Source organism: Rhodococcus sp. RDE2, assembly GCF_020885655.1.
Classification (GTDB): Bacteria; Actinomycetota; Actinomycetes; order Mycobacteriales; family Mycobacteriaceae; genus Rhodococcus; species Rhodococcus pyridinivorans.
Genome location: NZ_AP025186.1, coordinates 877,628 through 892,200, shown reverse-complemented (window position 1 = coordinate 892,200; position 14,573 = coordinate 877,628). Strand labels below are relative to the sequence as shown.

General features: G+C 67.6%; 12 protein-coding genes. 8 read left to right on the top strand and 4 right to left on the bottom strand.

Going from position 1 to position 14,573, the window contains the following annotated elements; genetic code table 11:
• Positions 1 to 156: 156 nt before the first annotated feature.
• The 6 genes from LPH33_RS04265 (at position 157) to LPH33_RS04240 (ending at position 7,892) form a co-directional block, all read left to right on the top strand.
• The gene (locus LPH33_RS04265) at positions 157 to 2,559 is read left to right on the top strand and encodes a glycerol-3-phosphate 1-O-acyltransferase (protein WP_229567228.1); all 2,403 of its coding nucleotides are present in this window, start codon (positions 157 to 159) and stop codon (positions 2,557 to 2,559) included.
• Positions 2,556 to 3,986, top strand: a complete 1,431-nt coding sequence (locus LPH33_RS04260; RefSeq protein ID WP_088897848.1) for an HAD-IB family hydrolase — start codon at positions 2,556 to 2,558, stop codon at positions 3,984 to 3,986. Before LPH33_RS04265 ends, LPH33_RS04260 begins: the two co-directional genes overlap by 4 nt.
• The gene (locus tag LPH33_RS04255; RefSeq protein WP_088897849.1) at positions 3,987 to 5,102 is read left to right on the top strand and encodes a lysylphosphatidylglycerol synthase transmembrane domain-containing protein; all 1,116 of its coding nucleotides are present in this window, start codon (positions 3,987 to 3,989) and stop codon (positions 5,100 to 5,102) included.
• A gap of 84 nt (positions 5,103 to 5,186) precedes the next feature.
• A complete protein-coding gene (locus tag LPH33_RS04250; protein WP_088897850.1) occupies positions 5,187 to 6,791 on the top strand; it encodes a sodium-dependent transporter in 1,605 nt (534 codons plus the stop codon).
• Positions 6,788 to 6,895, top strand: coding sequence for a methionine/alanine import family NSS transporter small subunit (locus tag LPH33_RS04245; protein WP_006551747.1), 108 nt, complete (start codon positions 6,788 to 6,790; stop codon positions 6,893 to 6,895). Before LPH33_RS04250 ends, LPH33_RS04245 begins: the two co-directional genes overlap by 4 nt.
• 169 nt (positions 6,896 to 7,064) lie before the next feature.
• Positions 7,065 to 7,892, top strand: coding sequence for a hypothetical protein (locus tag LPH33_RS04240; protein ID WP_229567226.1), 828 nt, complete (start codon positions 7,065 to 7,067; stop codon positions 7,890 to 7,892).
• A 34-nt stretch (positions 7,893 to 7,926) separates the two neighbouring features.
• Here the strand turns inward: LPH33_RS04240 and LPH33_RS04235 are convergent, their stop codons facing one another.
• The gene (locus LPH33_RS04235; protein ID WP_016693022.1) at positions 7,927 to 8,610 is read right to left on the bottom strand and encodes a TetR family transcriptional regulator; all 684 of its coding nucleotides are present in this window, start codon (positions 8,608 to 8,610) and stop codon (positions 7,927 to 7,929) included.
• Between the two features lie 163 nt (positions 8,611 to 8,773).
• Here LPH33_RS04235 and LPH33_RS04230 point away from each other — a divergent pair, with 163 nt between their 5' ends.
• Both LPH33_RS04230 and LPH33_RS04225 read left to right on the top strand, forming a co-directional pair.
• Positions 8,774 to 9,619 (top strand): LLM class F420-dependent oxidoreductase, encoded by an 846-nt coding sequence (locus tag LPH33_RS04230; RefSeq protein ID WP_088897852.1) that lies wholly within the window; start codon positions 8,774 to 8,776, stop codon positions 9,617 to 9,619.
• 22 nt (positions 9,620 to 9,641) lie between these two features.
• Positions 9,642 to 11,105: an FAD-dependent oxidoreductase gene (locus LPH33_RS04225; protein WP_145691340.1), complete on the top strand. Its 1,464-nt coding sequence runs from the start codon at positions 9,642 to 9,644 to the stop codon at positions 11,103 to 11,105.
• A gap of 49 nt (positions 11,106 to 11,154) precedes the next feature.
• On the opposite strand, the gene LPH33_RS04220 is transcribed toward LPH33_RS04225, so the two are convergent.
• From LPH33_RS04220 to LPH33_RS04210, 3 genes are read right to left on the bottom strand one after another with little or no spacing between them, the layout of a single operon-like run.
• A complete protein-coding gene (locus tag LPH33_RS04220) occupies positions 11,155 to 12,732 on the bottom strand; it encodes a GMC oxidoreductase (RefSeq protein WP_145691341.1) in 1,578 nt (525 codons plus the stop codon).
• 22 nt (positions 12,733 to 12,754) lie between these two features.
• Positions 12,755 to 14,014 (bottom strand): hypothetical protein, encoded by a 1,260-nt coding sequence (locus LPH33_RS04215; protein ID WP_088897855.1) that lies wholly within the window; start codon positions 14,012 to 14,014, stop codon positions 12,755 to 12,757.
• A complete protein-coding gene (locus tag LPH33_RS04210; RefSeq protein WP_016693017.1) occupies positions 14,008 to 14,559 on the bottom strand; it encodes a nuclear transport factor 2 family protein in 552 nt (183 codons plus the stop codon). The genes LPH33_RS04215 and LPH33_RS04210 overlap by 7 nt, the downstream gene beginning before the upstream one ends.
• Positions 14,560 to 14,573: the final 14 nt, after the last annotated feature.

Here is a 14,573-nt window from a genome sequence, read left to right as displayed (position 1 = left end):
CTCTCGTCCACCATATTGTCGTTCAGACACTCCCCCGGTGCATCTGCACAGCGCCCACCGGTGCATCCGCACAGTGTGTGTTCTCCTCCGGATCGCCCGAACGAACCGTCCGCGACAGGTAGCTTTCACACCGAGGTGACTTCTGGACGGGGTGAGATGAGAAACGATCAACCGAGCCGGGTACGAGGAGACGACACCGTGCGGGCGGACGACGGACCCACGGTGACGGTCCTCGCGTACACGACGGCTCTCGAACGAACGATGATCGAGGAGTGGCTGCGCTCGGACGAGCTTCCCGCCGAGTACCGCACGCCGACCCGCCCCGAGTCGCTCGACCTCGACTCACGGGTGCTCACCGAGGAGCTCGTGACCCGCACCGACGATCCGCTGATCCTGCCCTTGCGGGTCGTGTGGCTCCCGGCGGAGCGCGACGGTGCGCGGCGTGTCCGGTTCTCCGACGTCCTCGCCCTCACGAACCCGCGCAATCCGAATCTGTTGCTGCAGAAATGGCTCGTGCGCAAGGGCGCCGACCGCTACCGGATCGTCGTCGCGCAACCGGCCCGCCTGTCCGAACTGCGTGATGCGCTCAGGGTGGAGGGCGGTGACGGCGACGACGGGGCTCTCGCGCGGTACGTGACCCGCCGCGCCGTCGTCGCGCTCGAACGCGCCGAGCGAGCGGTGATCGGCGACCGCTACAAGGTCCCGCGGCTCGTCGCCGCCCAGATCATGGACTCGCCGATCTTCCGGCGCCGTCTCGACGAGATCGCCGCCGAGCACGGCCTCTCGCGTGCCGAGGTCGAGGCGCGGGCACGCAGGTCGCTCGACGAACTAGTGGCCGTGCAGTCACGACTGGTCACCGACCTGTTCTCGCAGGCGATGCGGCCGCTGCACTCGTCGGCGTGGACCGTGCACGCCGACGAGTCCGGTCTGCGTGCACTGCGCGAGTCCAACCGCCGGTATTCCCTGGTCTTCCTGCCCTCGCACCGGTCCTACGCCGATGCCTTCGTGCTGGGCGACATCCTGGCGGCGAACGACTTTCCCGGCAACCACATCATGGGCGGGGCCAACCTCACCTTCTGGCCGATCGGTCCCGTCGCCCGCCGCACCGGCACGGTGTTCATCCGGCGCAGCTTCGCCGACGACGACGTCTACAAGGCCGCGCTCGAGGAGTACTTCGCGTTCCTGCTGAGCAAGCGGTTCAACCTCGAGTGGTATTTCGAGGGTGGCCGGACCCGGACCGGCAAGCTCCGTCCCCCGCGTTACGGGCTGCTCAGTTACGTGGCCAACGCGATCCGCGGCGGACGGGTCGAGGACGCGATGCTGGTGCCGGTCTCGATCACCTACGAAGGGCTCGCCGAGGTCGCGGCGGTCGCCGCCGAACAGACCGGCGCGACGAAGAAGCCCGAAGGCCTGGGGTGGCTGGTGCGCTACGCCCGCAATCAGCGCAAGCGGGCCGGGAATGTGTACGTGCGGTTCGGCGATCCCGTGTCGATGCGCGAACTGCTGGTCTCCGGTGGGGATCCGGACCTGACCGCGCCGGCGCCGGCAGCCGACCCGGCCTCGGCGCCGACGGATTCCGAGGAGACACGGGCGCTGCGCCGCAAGGCGCTGCAGAAGGTCGCCTTCGAGGTCGCGGTCGGCATCAACTGCAACACGCCGGTGACGGTGAACTGCCTGGTCACCCTGGCTCTGCTCGGTGTGCGCGACCGCTCGCTGACGCTCGAGGGGGTGCGGGCCGTGATCGCACCGGTCCGCCGCTATCTCGATCGCCGCGGTGTCCCGCAGGGCGGCCTGCACATCCTCGACGTCGAGGGTGGCCTCGAGGACGTGCTCTCGTCGCTCACCCACGCGGGCGTGGTGACCACCTACGCCGGCGGGGAGGAGCCGGTCTACTCGATCCAGCCGGGTCAGCATCTCGTCGCGGCGTTCTACCGCAACAGCGGTGTGCACTGGTTCGTCAACCGGTCGATCATGGAACTGGCCATCCTCTACGCGCACGCCAATCCCGGCGACGATCCTGCGCGGGTGGCGTGGGAGGAGGCGAAGAACCTGCGCGACCTGCTGAAGTTCGAGTTCTTCTTCCCCGACCGCGACACCTTCGAGGTCCAGATGCGCGACGAGCTGGCCTGGCTCGTCCCGTCCTGGGGCGACACGCTGCCGACGAAGGACGAGGCCCTGACCGGTCTCGTCGAGACGGGCTTCTTCATGTCGCATCGCACGCTGCGGTCGTTCTTCGACGCGCAGCTCGTCGTCGCCGAGCGTCTCGCCGTCCGGGATCCGGAGCTCGAGGTCGACCGCGCAGCCTTCCTGTCGGAGTGTGTCGCGGTGGGTCGGCAGATGCTGCTGCAGCGCCGCCTGTACGGGCCGGAATCGGTGTCGTCGGAGTTGTTCGCGTCCGCGCTCGACCTGGCGCGCAATCGAGGATTGCTCGACCACGACGAGGACTCCGAGATCGTCCGCGAGCGCAGGAAGGCCTTCGCAACGGAGCTGTCGGAGTTGGCCCAGCGGGTCGCGTTGGCCGAGTCGCTCGACGTGTCGAACAGAAAGGTGGAACGGTGAACCTCGAGCAGGCCCTCGAACGGGTGCGCACGGGTCCGCAGGGACCCGAGGTGGCGGCCTTCTTCGATTTCGACGGCACCATCGTGCACGGCTTCTCCGGTGTCCACTTCTTCCGCGATCGGGTGCTCGCCGGGAAGGTCTCCGCGTCCGAACTGGCCGCGACGATGATCAACGGGATCCGCGGGACGGAGACCGAGGAGGACTTCGAACGCTTCGTCGCGATCGCCTTCAAGGCGTGGCGCGGTCACACCGAGGACGAGCTCTACGAGATCGGCAGCCGGTTGTTCATGACGACGATCGCGGGACACCTGTATCCGGAGGCGTGGCAGCTCATCGGCGCGCACCAGAACGCGGGCCACACGGTGGTGATCGCCTCGTCGGCCTCGCGTTACCAGATCCAGGCCGCCGGGGACGCGCTGGGCGTCGAGCACATCCTGTTCACCCCGCTCGAGGTCGAGAACGGTGTGCTCACCGGTCGGGTCGACGGTAAATCGTTGTGGCGCAGCGGCAAAGCGGAGGCGGCGCGCAATTTCGTCGAGACGCACGGCATCGACGCCGAGTCGAGCTACACCTATTCCAACGGTGGTGAGGACGTGGAGTTCCTGGCCGTCGCCGGCAACCCCACCGCCACGAATCCCGATCGCACTCTCACCCGTGTCGCCATCGAACGCGACTGGCCGATCATGCGGTTCCGGCCGCGCGGCACACCGGGAGCCCGCGAACTCGTCCGCACCGCCGCCGCCTACGGCGGAATGTTCGGCTCGGTGTGGACGGGTCTCGGACTCGGCCTGATCAACCGCAGCCGAAAGACCGCGCTGGACTCGATCATCAGCATCGGCACCGAGGTTTCCCTGGCTCTGGCCGGAGTGGACGTACGCATCGTCGGGGAAGCGAATGCGTGGGCCGCCCGGCCGGCGGTGTTCATCTTCAACCACCAGAGTCAGCTCGACCCGGTGGTGCTGGCCAAGGTCCTGAGGCAGGACTTCACGGGCGTGACGAAGAAGGAGATGGCCAACGACCCGTTGTTCGGTCCGCTCCTGCGGTTCGTCGGCGCCACTTTCGTCGACCGCACGAACACCGAACGGGCGGTCGCGGCGCTCGGACCCGTCGTCGACACCCTCCGCGAGGGGACGTCGATCGTCATCGCCCCCGAGGGCACGCGCTCGCTGACCCCGGCGATCGGCAGGTTCAAGAAGGGTGCCTTCCACATCGCGATGCAGGCCGGTGTGCCGATCGTGCCGGTCGTGATCCGCAACGCCGGTGAGATCCTGTGGAAGCACTCGACCCTGCTGCGGTCGGGCACCGTCGACGTGGCGGTGCTCGAACCGATCGACGTGAGCAGCTGGTCGCGGGAGAACCTCGACGAGCACATCGCCGAGGTCGAGGACCTCTACCGCCGCACGCTGTCGAGCTGGCCCACCGAATAGATGACGAACGAGACCGTGAAACCCGAGGAGCCGGACGACGACGGACCCGACGAGAGCACGAACGGTGAGAACGGGCCCCTGACCCCGAAGCGGCGCCGGTATCTCAAGTGGATCGTCGGAGCTCTGCTCGTCGTGGTGCTCACCGTCGAGATCGTGCTCGTGTGGCCGGAGCTGTCCGACAGTGTCCGCGGCCTCGGACGCCTCCACTGGGGCTGGGTCGCGGCGGCGGTGTTCGCGTCGATGGCGGAGATGTCGACCTTCGCGCGGGTGCAGCGGGCACTGCTGTCCGCGGCGGGTGTGAAGGTCTCACAACGGCAATCGCTTTCGGTGGCCCTCGCGGCGAACTCGATGAGCGTGACGCTGCCGGGTGGACCGGTGGTGGGGACGACCTTCACCTACCGGCAGATGCGACACTGGGGCGCACCCCCGGTGGTGGCGACCTGGCAGCTGGTCATGGCCGGTCTCCTGCAGGCTGCCGGACTCGCCCTGCTGGGTCTCGTCGGCGCTCTGCTCGTCGGCGCCAGCAACAACCCGTTCTCGCTGATCTTCTCGATCGGCGGCCTGTTGCTGCTGGTCGTGCTCATCCAGTACGCGGCGGGCAACCCGGGGTCGTTCGAATCGATCGGCCTGATCGCCCTGCGGAGTCTGAACCGGCTGCGGAAGAAGCCCGAACAGGCGGGTGCGCGGGCGTGGCGGAAGATCGTCGGCCAGTTGAGCGCGGTGCAACTCGACCGTCCGCATGCGGCCCGTGCGTTCGGCTGGTCGGTGAGCAACTGGGTGTGCGACGGTGCGTGCCTGGCGTTCGCCGCGTACGCGGTCGGCGGTGCACCGAGCCTGGCAGGGATCGCGGTGGCCTACGCGGCCGGGACCGCCACCAGCCGTGCCATCCCGCTACTCCCCGCCGGTCTGGGTGTCATGGACGCCGTGCTGGTCCCGGCGCTCACCGCCTCCGGCATGACCGGCGCGCAGGCCCTGTCGGCGGTGGTCGTCTACCGGTTGATCAGTTTCGTGCTCGTCGCTGCGATCGGCTGGATCGTTTTCGCATTCCGCTATCGGAACGTCGGCGAGGAGGAGGACGAGACTCCCCCGGACCTGCGGCTCTGGGACGACGACTGAAGGCGCCGACCCGAAAAGATCGCCCGCGCGCCGGTCGGGGCGCTAGCGTTGTCCTCCATCCGAATGAATGGAGGGACGAGGTCCGTGGCACAGCACGAGGTCACACGTAAACGGGAGGTCTGGTCGGGCCGGTCGGTGTTCATCATGGCCGCAATCGGCTCGGCGGTCGGACTCGGCAACATCTGGCGCTTCCCGTACATCGCTTACGAGAACGGTGGTGGCGCATTCCTGATCCCGTATCTGGTCGCGCTGCTGACCGCGGGTATCCCCCTTCTCCTGGTCGACTACGCGATCGGGCACAAGTTCCGCGGCTCGCCGCCGCTGGCCTTCCGCAGACTGCGCCGCGGCGCCGAGTTCATCGGCTGGTGGCAGGTGCTGGTGTGCTTCGTCATCGGCGTGTACTACGCGGTGATCGTGGCTTGGGCCGCGCGGTACACCTTCTTCTCGATCACCGAGGCATGGGGCGACGATCCCGAAGGCTTCTTCATGAGTTCGTTCCTGAACCAGGACACCGATGCGACCTTCGGCCTGAGCTTCGTGCCGGGCGTCGCGTGGACGCTGCTGCTGGTCTGGATCGCGACGCTCGCGGTGCTCGCTCTCGGCGTCCAGCGCGGTATCGGCAACGCCAACCGGTTCTTCGTGCCGTTGCTGGTCCTGCTGTTCGGTGCGCTCGTCGTCCGGTCGCTGACCCTCGACGGCGCGACCACCGGTCTCGATGCGTTCTTCACCCCGAACTGGTCGGCGTTGACCGACACCGGGGTGTGGATCGCGGCGTACGCGCAGATCTTCTTCTCGCTGTCCGTCGCCTTCGGCATCATGGTGACCTACGCGTCGTACCTCAAGCGCAAGACGAACCTCACCGGTTCGGGTCTCGTGGTCGGGTTCTCGAACTCGAGCTTCGAGGTGCTCGCCGGCATCGGTGTCTTCTCCGCTCTCGGCTTCATGGCCCAGGCGCAAGGCGTCGAGGTCGGTGAGGTGGTCGCCGGCGGTATCGGTCTCGCCTTCATCGCCTTCCCGACGATCGTCTCGGAGATGCCCGGCGGCCCGCTCTTCGGTGTGCTGTTCTTCGGCTCGCTGGTCTTCGCCGGATTCACGTCGATGATCAGCATCATCCAGGTGACCGTTTCGGCCTTCCAGGACAAGACGGGCCTCGGCCGGGTGCCTGCCGTTCTCGCCATCGGTGGTGTGTCGGCGATCGTGTCGCTGCTGCTCTTCCCCACCACCACCGGCCTGAACACCCTCGACGTGGTGGACCGCTTCGCGAACCAGTTCGGCATCGTGGGTGTCGCCTTCGTGGCGCTCGTGGTGGTCGCGTGGATCTATCGTCGTCTGCCCGAACTCCGCGACCACCTCAACTCGGTGTCGTCGTTCAAGGTCGGCACGGGCTGGATGGTGTTCACGGGCATCATCACCCCGCTCGTCCTCGGCTACATGCTGTTCAGCGAGATCCGCGACCGTGTCCGCGACGGCTACGGCGGTCTTCCCGACAGCCTGGTCACGGCCTTCGGGTGGAGCGTGCAGGCCGGCGTGATCATCCTCGCCGTCCTCCTGACGTTCATCCCGTGGCGCAGGGGAATCGACGAGGAATACGAGCTGGACGAAAACCGTCCGCTCGCGTCCGCCCAGGCGCCTGCTTCGTCCGGCGATCCCTCGCCCGGACCCGACTCGTCCACCGGAGGTACCCGATGAGCACAGCGGCCGTCGCCATGATGATTCTCGCCCTCGTCACGCTGTGGGGCGGTCTCCTGCTGAGCATCCTGCATCTGCGAAAGCATCCGGACGATCCGGACTGATCATCTGCACAACCGACCCACATGGGTGTCGGTTCGGTAACACCACGGGGCGGCGCTCTGGCCGGAGCGCCGCCCTTGTGGTCTCCTGGAACGGTCGTACTCTAAACCTCTACTTTAGAGTTAGGTAGAGCCCGTCCGGGTGTCACGACCCACAGGAGGAGAACCCCACATGAGCCGCAGACACCGCAATCGGATGCGTCGCATCTCGGCCGCCGCAGCCCTGACCGTCGCCGCAGGCCTGGCACTTCCCGCCGTCGCCGTCGCCGAACCCGCGCCCGCGGAGCCGGCAGCACCGGCGGAAGCGCCCGCCACGAGCCCGCTCGTGAGCTCGCTCGAAGCCCTCCGCGCGCTGCCCGGCGTCGATCCCACGACTCTCGCTGCTGCCGAAGCGATCGCGAACGCACGCGGAAGCGCTGTCGACGCGGCCGAAGCGACCCCGCTCGGCGCCTACGAGGACGGCATGGAGTTCCTGCGTCGCCTCGGCGTCGAACCGTTCCTCTACCCCACCGGCGCACCGTTCTGCACGGCCGACGGCGACCTGCCGCTGGGCACCGTGCCGGCCGTTGCGGGCGCTCTGCCCGGGCCGTGGCCGAACTCCGACCTTCCGTGGGTGTCGGAGAACCTGAACGTCGTCTCCCCTGCCGAGACGCTCTTCGCCTTCGTCCCCGTCGGGCTCGAGGAGGACGCCGACACCTCGGGCATCCAGCTCGCGTGGTTCAACGTCAACACCTTCCAGGGCGGTTTCGTGCCGATGGGCACGCCGGAAGAGGCGGCCGCGGGCGCCATCCCGGCCGGGGTTCCCGAAGACCTGCGCGGGCTCGTCGAGCAGGCGATCACGACCTTCATCGCCGACACGCTGCCGCTGGGTGGTGTGCGGGTCGCGCCGGTCGAGACCGGATCGGGCACCGTGCTCTCGGCCGTCTTCGGCAACGTCCGCAACGGCGACGCGCAGTGCTTCTTCCTGCCCACGATCGGCATCGTGGACGTGCCGGCCTGATCGAACCCCGAACTCGAACTGCAGCGGGTGGGCCTCAGCTCGCCCGCTGCAGTCGATTCAGCCGGTCGAACACGAGCGTGACGGCGGTGTCCATGTGCGCGAGCACATCGTCGACCGACTGCCGGCCCGCCACCCACGCGACCAGCGCCGACATCCACACGTCGGCGATGATCCGCACGGCGTTGAGCACCTCTTCGGTGACGATGTCGATGCCCGCCGCCTGCGCGAACAGTCGGGTGAGCACCTCACCGAGACGGTCGAGTTCGGGCGCCGAGGACGCATCGGCGAACATCGCCGCCCGGATGAGCGCGTCGTAGCGCAGCGGATTCTCGGACAGACGCGGCATCACCCCGCGCAGGACGCCCATGAGACGCTCGGCGGCACCGTCGCCCGGGATCTCCGCGGTGGTCACGGCTTCGGCGGCGGTCTCGAATTCGAATACGAGCGCCACGACGAGCAGGTGGTTCTTCGACGGGAAGTACCGGTAGACCGTGCCGAGAGCGACACCGGATCGGTCTGCGACCGCCCGCATCTGCACGGCGTCGTAGCCACCCTCGGAGGCGAGTTCCTCGGCGGAGGCGATGATCCGCATGTACCGCGCCCGCTGCGCCGGCCGCAGGTCCGCACCGGGCGACCGAGTGGATCCGAGGGGCGGTCGCGCGGTCTGCGTCGACGCCGACTCCTCGCCCGCGGTCTCCGTCGTCGACTGCTCCGTCATCACGTCACCTTCCGTTCATGCCCGTTTCGAGGATAGTTCAGCGTGGTGCGTCTGCCTTTTCGCACCGCCGACCGGCCACAACCGGACAGGTGTCCGGAAATCTCTTCCCTCCGGATGTAGAACGCGTTACATTTTCTCCGTCACCGTCTGGAGAGGGGCTGTTGTGCGCCACGGAATCACCCTGTTCACAAGCGACCGGGGAATCCGGCCCGAAGTTGCTGCCTCGACCGCGGAGAGCCGCGGTTTCGACAGTTTCTACGTGCCCGAACACACCCACATCCCGATCCGCCGCGAATCCGCGCATCCGGGAACGGGCAACGAGACCCTCCCCGACGACCGCTACATGCGCACCCTCGATCCCTGGGTGGCGCTGGGCCTCGCCGCCGCGGTGACGTCGACGATCAGGCTGGGCACCTCCGTCGCCCTACCCCTCGAGCACGACCCCATCACACTCGCCAAGACCATCGCGAGCCTCGATCACCTCTCCGGCGGCCGGGTGAACTTCGGTGTCGGATTCGGTTGGAACGCCGAGGAACTCGCCGACCACGGTGTACCGCCGAAGAAGAAGCGCACCGCCATGCGCCAGTATCTCGAAGCGATGCAGACGCTGTGGACCGAAGAAGAGGCCTCCTACGAGGGAGACTTCGTCGCGTTCGGGCCGAGCTGGGCGTGGCCGAAACCCGTACAGCAGCCGCGGCCCCCGATCTTCCTCGGCGCCGGTTCCACCGACCGCAACTTCGACTGGATCGTCCGCCACGCCGACGGATGGATCACCACACCCACGGAGAACAACGTCGTCGACAACGTCGCCCGTCTGCACAAGGCCTGGGCCGACGCCGGTCGTGCAGGAACTCCCGAAATCCTCGCTCTGGCAGGACGTCACGACGCCGAACAACTGAAGCTCTGGGAGGACGCCGGGGTCACCGAGGTGATCTTCGGTCTGCCCGACCGCGCCCAGGACGACGTCGTCGCGTACATCGACCGACTCGCCTCGAAACTCGACCACTGATCACCGACCCGAACGGACCCCGATGAGCACCGATCTCCACCCCCTTCCCGCCGACAGCGTCTCCACCTGGGACCACGAAGCCGACGTCGTCGTCGCCGGTTACGGCATCGCCGGTGTCTCGGCGTCCATCGAGGCCGCCCGCGCGGGTGCCGACGTGCTCGTGCTCGAACGGACCGGGGGCTGGGGCGGTGCCGCCTCACTGTCGGGCGGCATCGTCTACCTCGGCGGCGGCACCCCGCTGCAGAAGGCCCTCGGATTCGACGACACACCCGAGAACATGAAGGCGTTCATGCTCGCCGCGCTCGGGCCGGGAGCCGACGAAGCGAAGATCACCGAGTACTGCGAAGGCAGCGTCGAACACTACGAGTGGCTCGTCGACAACGGTGTGGTGTTCAAGGAGAGCTTCTGGGGCGAACCCGGCTGGGAGATCCCCGGCGACGACGGCCTGATGTACTCCGGCGGCGAGAACTCCGCACCCTTCAACGAGATCGCGACGCCCGCGCCGCGCGGCCACGTCCCGCAGATGACCGACAAGCGCACCGGTGAGAAGGGCGGTGGGTACATGCTCATGCAGCCGCTCTCTCAGGTCGCCGAAAGTCTCGGTGTGCGCGCCGAATACGACGTGCGGGTGCAGCGGTTGATCGTCGACGGCGACGGACGCGTCGTGGGCCTGGTGGCCAAGCAGTACGGCAAGGACGTCCACATCCGGGCCCGCCGCGGCGTCGTCCTCGCGACCGGCAGTTTCGCGTACAACAAGGAGATGGTCGAGTCGTACGCGCCGCAGCTCAGCGGTCGCCCGGGTGCGGCGATCGAGGAGCACGACGGCCGCGCGATCCGCATGGCGCAGGCGCTCGGCGCCGATCTCGCGCACATGGATGCCACCGAGGTCGCCTTCTTCGGCGACCCGCAGTTGATGGCCCGGGGCATCCTCGTCAACGGCCGCGGTCAGCGCTACGTCCCCGAGGACACCTACCCCGGTCGCATCGGCCAGCTGACGCTGCTGAAGAACGACAACCAGGCGTACCTGATCATCGACGAACAGGCGTACGAGGAGGGTTGTGCGGCAACGAGTTCGACACCCTTCTTCAAGTTCCGACCGAAGTGGGTCGCGGAGACCGTCGCCGAACTCGAATCCGACATGGAGCTGCCGGCCGGCACGTTGCAGGCGACCGTCGAGGTCTACAACAAGCACGCGGAAAACGGCAGCGATCCGGTACTGGGCAAGAAGAGCGAGTGGGTCAAGCCCATCGGCAGCCCCATCGCAGCGCTCGATCTCCGCAACTGCACAGCAGGTTTCACGCTCGGCGGCCTGCGCACCTCGGTGAACTCGGAGGTACTGCACGTGTCCGGCGATCCGATCCCCGGCCTGTTCGCCGCGGGTCGCTGCACGTCGGGCGTGTGCGCCTGGGGGTATGCGAGCGGCACCTCGCTGGGCGACGGAAGCTTCTTCGGGCGTCGCGCCGGTCTGTCGGCCGCGAAGGGCTGAGACCGAAGGGGTGGTTCCGGTGGCCGAGCCACCGGAACCACCCGTCAGGTCAGAACACGCGGTCCAGGTCGCGCGAGACGATGTGGTCGGCGCCGTACTCGGCGAGCGCCGCGATCGTCATGGACGGATTGCACGCCCCGGTCGACCCCGGGATCTTGGCGCCGTCCACCACGTACAGGCCGGGCTGGCCGTGCACGCGACCCACGTCGTCGCACACCACCCCGAACGGCGCACCACCGAGCGGATGGAAGGTGTTGATGTCGACGGCGTTGACGTCGATGACGATCGCGGCCGGTCCCGCGATCCGCCGGATGCGGGCCTCGATCGCACGGGTGAGTTCTCGATCGTAGGCCTGATCCCAGTTCAGGACCGCATCGTCGCGGCCGGCGTCGTAGTGCCAGACTCCCCGGCCGTCGACGATCCCCAGACCGATCATCGTCGTCGTTCCCACATCGACGGGGAACGGCACCGGACCGGTGACGATCATCAACGGTCCGGCGGGGTCGGTGTAGTCGCGCATACCCACACAGGCGGGCCCGCCCTGATGGTCGCCGGGGCTGACGAGCGGACTCGTCACGGCGAACACCCGGTCACCGTTGTTGCCCCATCCCGTTCCGACGCCGTCGGGAAGATCGGGGACGAGTCCCTTTGCCTTCGCCTTCACGAGAAGACGGGTCGTGCCGGCCGATCCGCCGCCGAGAAACAACGCCGGTGTGATGATCCGCTTGCGTTCGAGAACCGTTCCGTCCGTGTGGATCCGGTCCACGTGCACGATCCAGGTGCCGTCCGGTGCCCGCTCGATGTCGTCGACCCGGTGCAGCGGCGCGACCGTGACGTGCCCCGTGCGTTCGGCTTCGGCGAGATAGGTGACGTCGACCGAGAACTTACCGCCGTTGTTGACTCCGTAGATGACGTCGCCGGTCGTGTAGGACGGTTTCAGTTCCCCGGTCAGCTCCCGTCGCGCGAAGTCCCAGTCGATGCACATCGGCACCCTGAACGTGTCGTAGCCCTCCGAACCTGCACGGTCCAGGAACTGGCGTGAGGAACGGTACCGATCGTGGTCGAGCAGATCGTCCGGGATGGTCGCGACCTGCAGCATCCCCGCCACCCGCCGATAGTGGTCGGAGGCCAGCAGCTCGTAATCGATACGCGAGGACACCGAATCGGAGAATCGCTGCCCGTCGGGCTGCACGGTCATGCCGTGATAGGCCAGCGAACTCCCGCCGACCCCCGCGCCGCACATGACGTCCATACCGTTCCCCGGAACCCGTTCGATGAGCCCGGTGAACGGTTCGGTCGGGATCGGCGGAGTACCGGTCATCACCGGGGCGGACGACAACCACGACATCCGCCGGTCCGGTTGCAGCATGTGAGGGAACGTCTCGGCGTTCGGTCCCGTGGGCCAGCGGATGCCCCGTTCGAGGACCAGCGTCTGCACACCGGCCCGGCCGAGATGCAGCGCGGTGATCGCACCGCCGAATCCGCTGCCCACGACGACCGCCCGATGGCGCTCCTGGGTGACCTCGGCGCGTGCGCGTGGGATCGGGGACAACGACAACGCGGCAACAGCCGCACCGCCGACGACGGTTCCCCGCAGGAAGGTACGGCGGGACAGCGCAGTATTCACGAATGGCTCTCCTGGAGCGTGGTCAGACAACCGTGAGCGGGAGGGGGATACCCCGATCCTCGAAGACGAAGGACGAACCCGTGCTGAAGCGGGTGATGGCGACCTCGTCGCACTCGTTCGCCGGGGATTCGGCACGGAACACCTCGACGACCAGTGCCTCTTCGGTCTCGGAGACCAGGCGGGTGGTGAAGTGCGGATCCACACCACGCACCAGGGCGTCGAGCGGACCGAGGTGTTCGGGGTCGATCAGGGTGGGCCAGGACCCGTCGTCGAAGGCGCCACCTCGCCGGTTGATCCGGAGACCCAGCGCGTCGTCGTCGAAACAGATCACCCGATCGACGTACCGGTGCGGTGCCAGCAGCGGATGCACGTCGAGTACCGCGGCCAGGCCGGCGAACGAGCGCGGCAGTCCCAGCGCGGTACGGATGCGCTCGGACGTGATGCCGGCGATGCCGGTGAGCTGTTTACGGGTCAGCTCGATCGCGGACTGCTCGTCGGTCCGCTTGCGCACACTCATGAGGAAGCCGAGAGCGAGCAGGTGATGTTGCAGGCACACCTCTTCGGCGATGCGTACCAGGGCCGACTTCGAGAACTCGTCGAACCGGAGGTCTGCGAGGAGAGGTCCCGAATAGTCGTGTCTCCCTTCACCGTCCCGGTCGATCGGACTCAGCTCGAGTGCCACGGCCGCGGTCCGGCCGAGCGCTTCGGTGTGTGGTTCGACAGCCGGTGGTTCGTACGACGCGTCGATCGTGACCGTCCATGCGCAGTGCGGGTGCCGATCGGCCGGCGCGCGGGGCGGCCGATGGATCGGCCGCACCCTCGCGTGCGGATTGGTGGCGAGGGCGGTGGCGTCGAAGGTCGGGTCCTCGATGTCGTGGCACATCGCGGTCACGTAGGCGTCGCCGAGCGGCTCGACGTCCATCAGTGCCCCGCAGTGGTCGAGCCAGAATTCGCCGTGGTCGCGGTCGTGGACGCGATAGCGGAAGTCCATGAACTGCGGGGGCGCCCCGATGTCGAGTTGCATGCCCTTGAAGATGGTGACGACGTCGTCGCCCTCGAACTTCAGGGCACGCTGCATGCGGCGCGTGTACCACGGCGAGGACGCCTGCCATTCCTCGATGGCCACCTCCGCCATGCCCTCCCGACCGAACGCCGAGATCAGATGTGCCATCCCCGAACGGTCGATGAGCTGACCGCACAGCAACAGTTCGGGGACGAGCACGGCGAGGTCGGTGCGGGAGAGCGCGGCGAACGATCCGCCGGTGTCCACAGCGGTCACCACAACGGGACCGGCGACTCGCCGACCCGGTACCAGCCGGGAAGCCGCTTCTTCCCCGTCGATCGCTCGATCCGCTTCTGCATACCGTCGGACAGCGCATTCGCCGTGATCATCTCGAGGAACAGGTGCGAGACGTTGCCGAAGTCGAAGAAGTCGCGCTGCCACGACCACTGGAAGTTGCCGCCGTACCGGAACCAGCTCCCGCCGATACCGTGCACGGAGTAGTGCTCACCGTTCTCACGGGTCCTGTCGGCGACCTGCTTCCAGAAGCCGATCACGTCGCCGGAGCGTTCGTCGACGACGAACTGCTGGTAGGGATACTGCCAGCCTTCGAGCCCGTCCATCTCCTGGCCCAGTGCGAGATCGCGGATCTCCTCGCGGCCCACGGCCATGAACTCGTCCTTCGGACCGTAGTTCCAGCCGTAGGTGGCGTCCTCGGTGTACATGTCGGCCAAAGGCTTCCAATCGCCTTCGGCCTCGGCCCGCTTGTTGGCGTCGACCCAGCGGGTGATCATCTCGTCGAGCTCGGCACGATCGAACGTGGCCATCCTGTCTCCTGGTC

Bases quoted from the DNA above. Each gene is read 5' to 3' on its own strand.
- LPH33_RS04255 (WP_088897849.1), top strand. From the start codon at position 3,987: ATGACGAACGAGACCGTGAAACCCGAGGAGCCGGACGACGACGGACCC.
- LPH33_RS04245 (WP_006551747.1), top strand. From the start codon at position 6,788: ATGAGCACAGCGGCCGTCGCCATGATGATTCTCGCCCTCGTCACGCTG.
- LPH33_RS04240 (WP_229567226.1), top strand. From the start codon at position 7,065: ATGAGCCGCAGACACCGCAATCGGATGCGTCGCATCTCGGCCGCCGCA.
- LPH33_RS04225 (WP_145691340.1), top strand. From the start codon at position 9,642: ATGAGCACCGATCTCCACCCCCTTCCCGCCGACAGCGTCTCCACCTGG.
- LPH33_RS04235 (WP_016693022.1), bottom strand. From the start codon at position 8,610: ATGACGGAGCAGTCGACGACGGAGACCGCGGGCGAGGAGTCGGCGTCG.
- LPH33_RS04210 (WP_016693017.1), bottom strand. From the start codon at position 14,559: ATGGCCACGTTCGATCGTGCCGAGCTCGACGAGATGATCACCCGCTGG.
- LPH33_RS04265 (WP_229567228.1), top strand. From the start codon at position 157: ATGAGAAACGATCAACCGAGCCGGGTACGAGGAGACGACACCGTGCGG.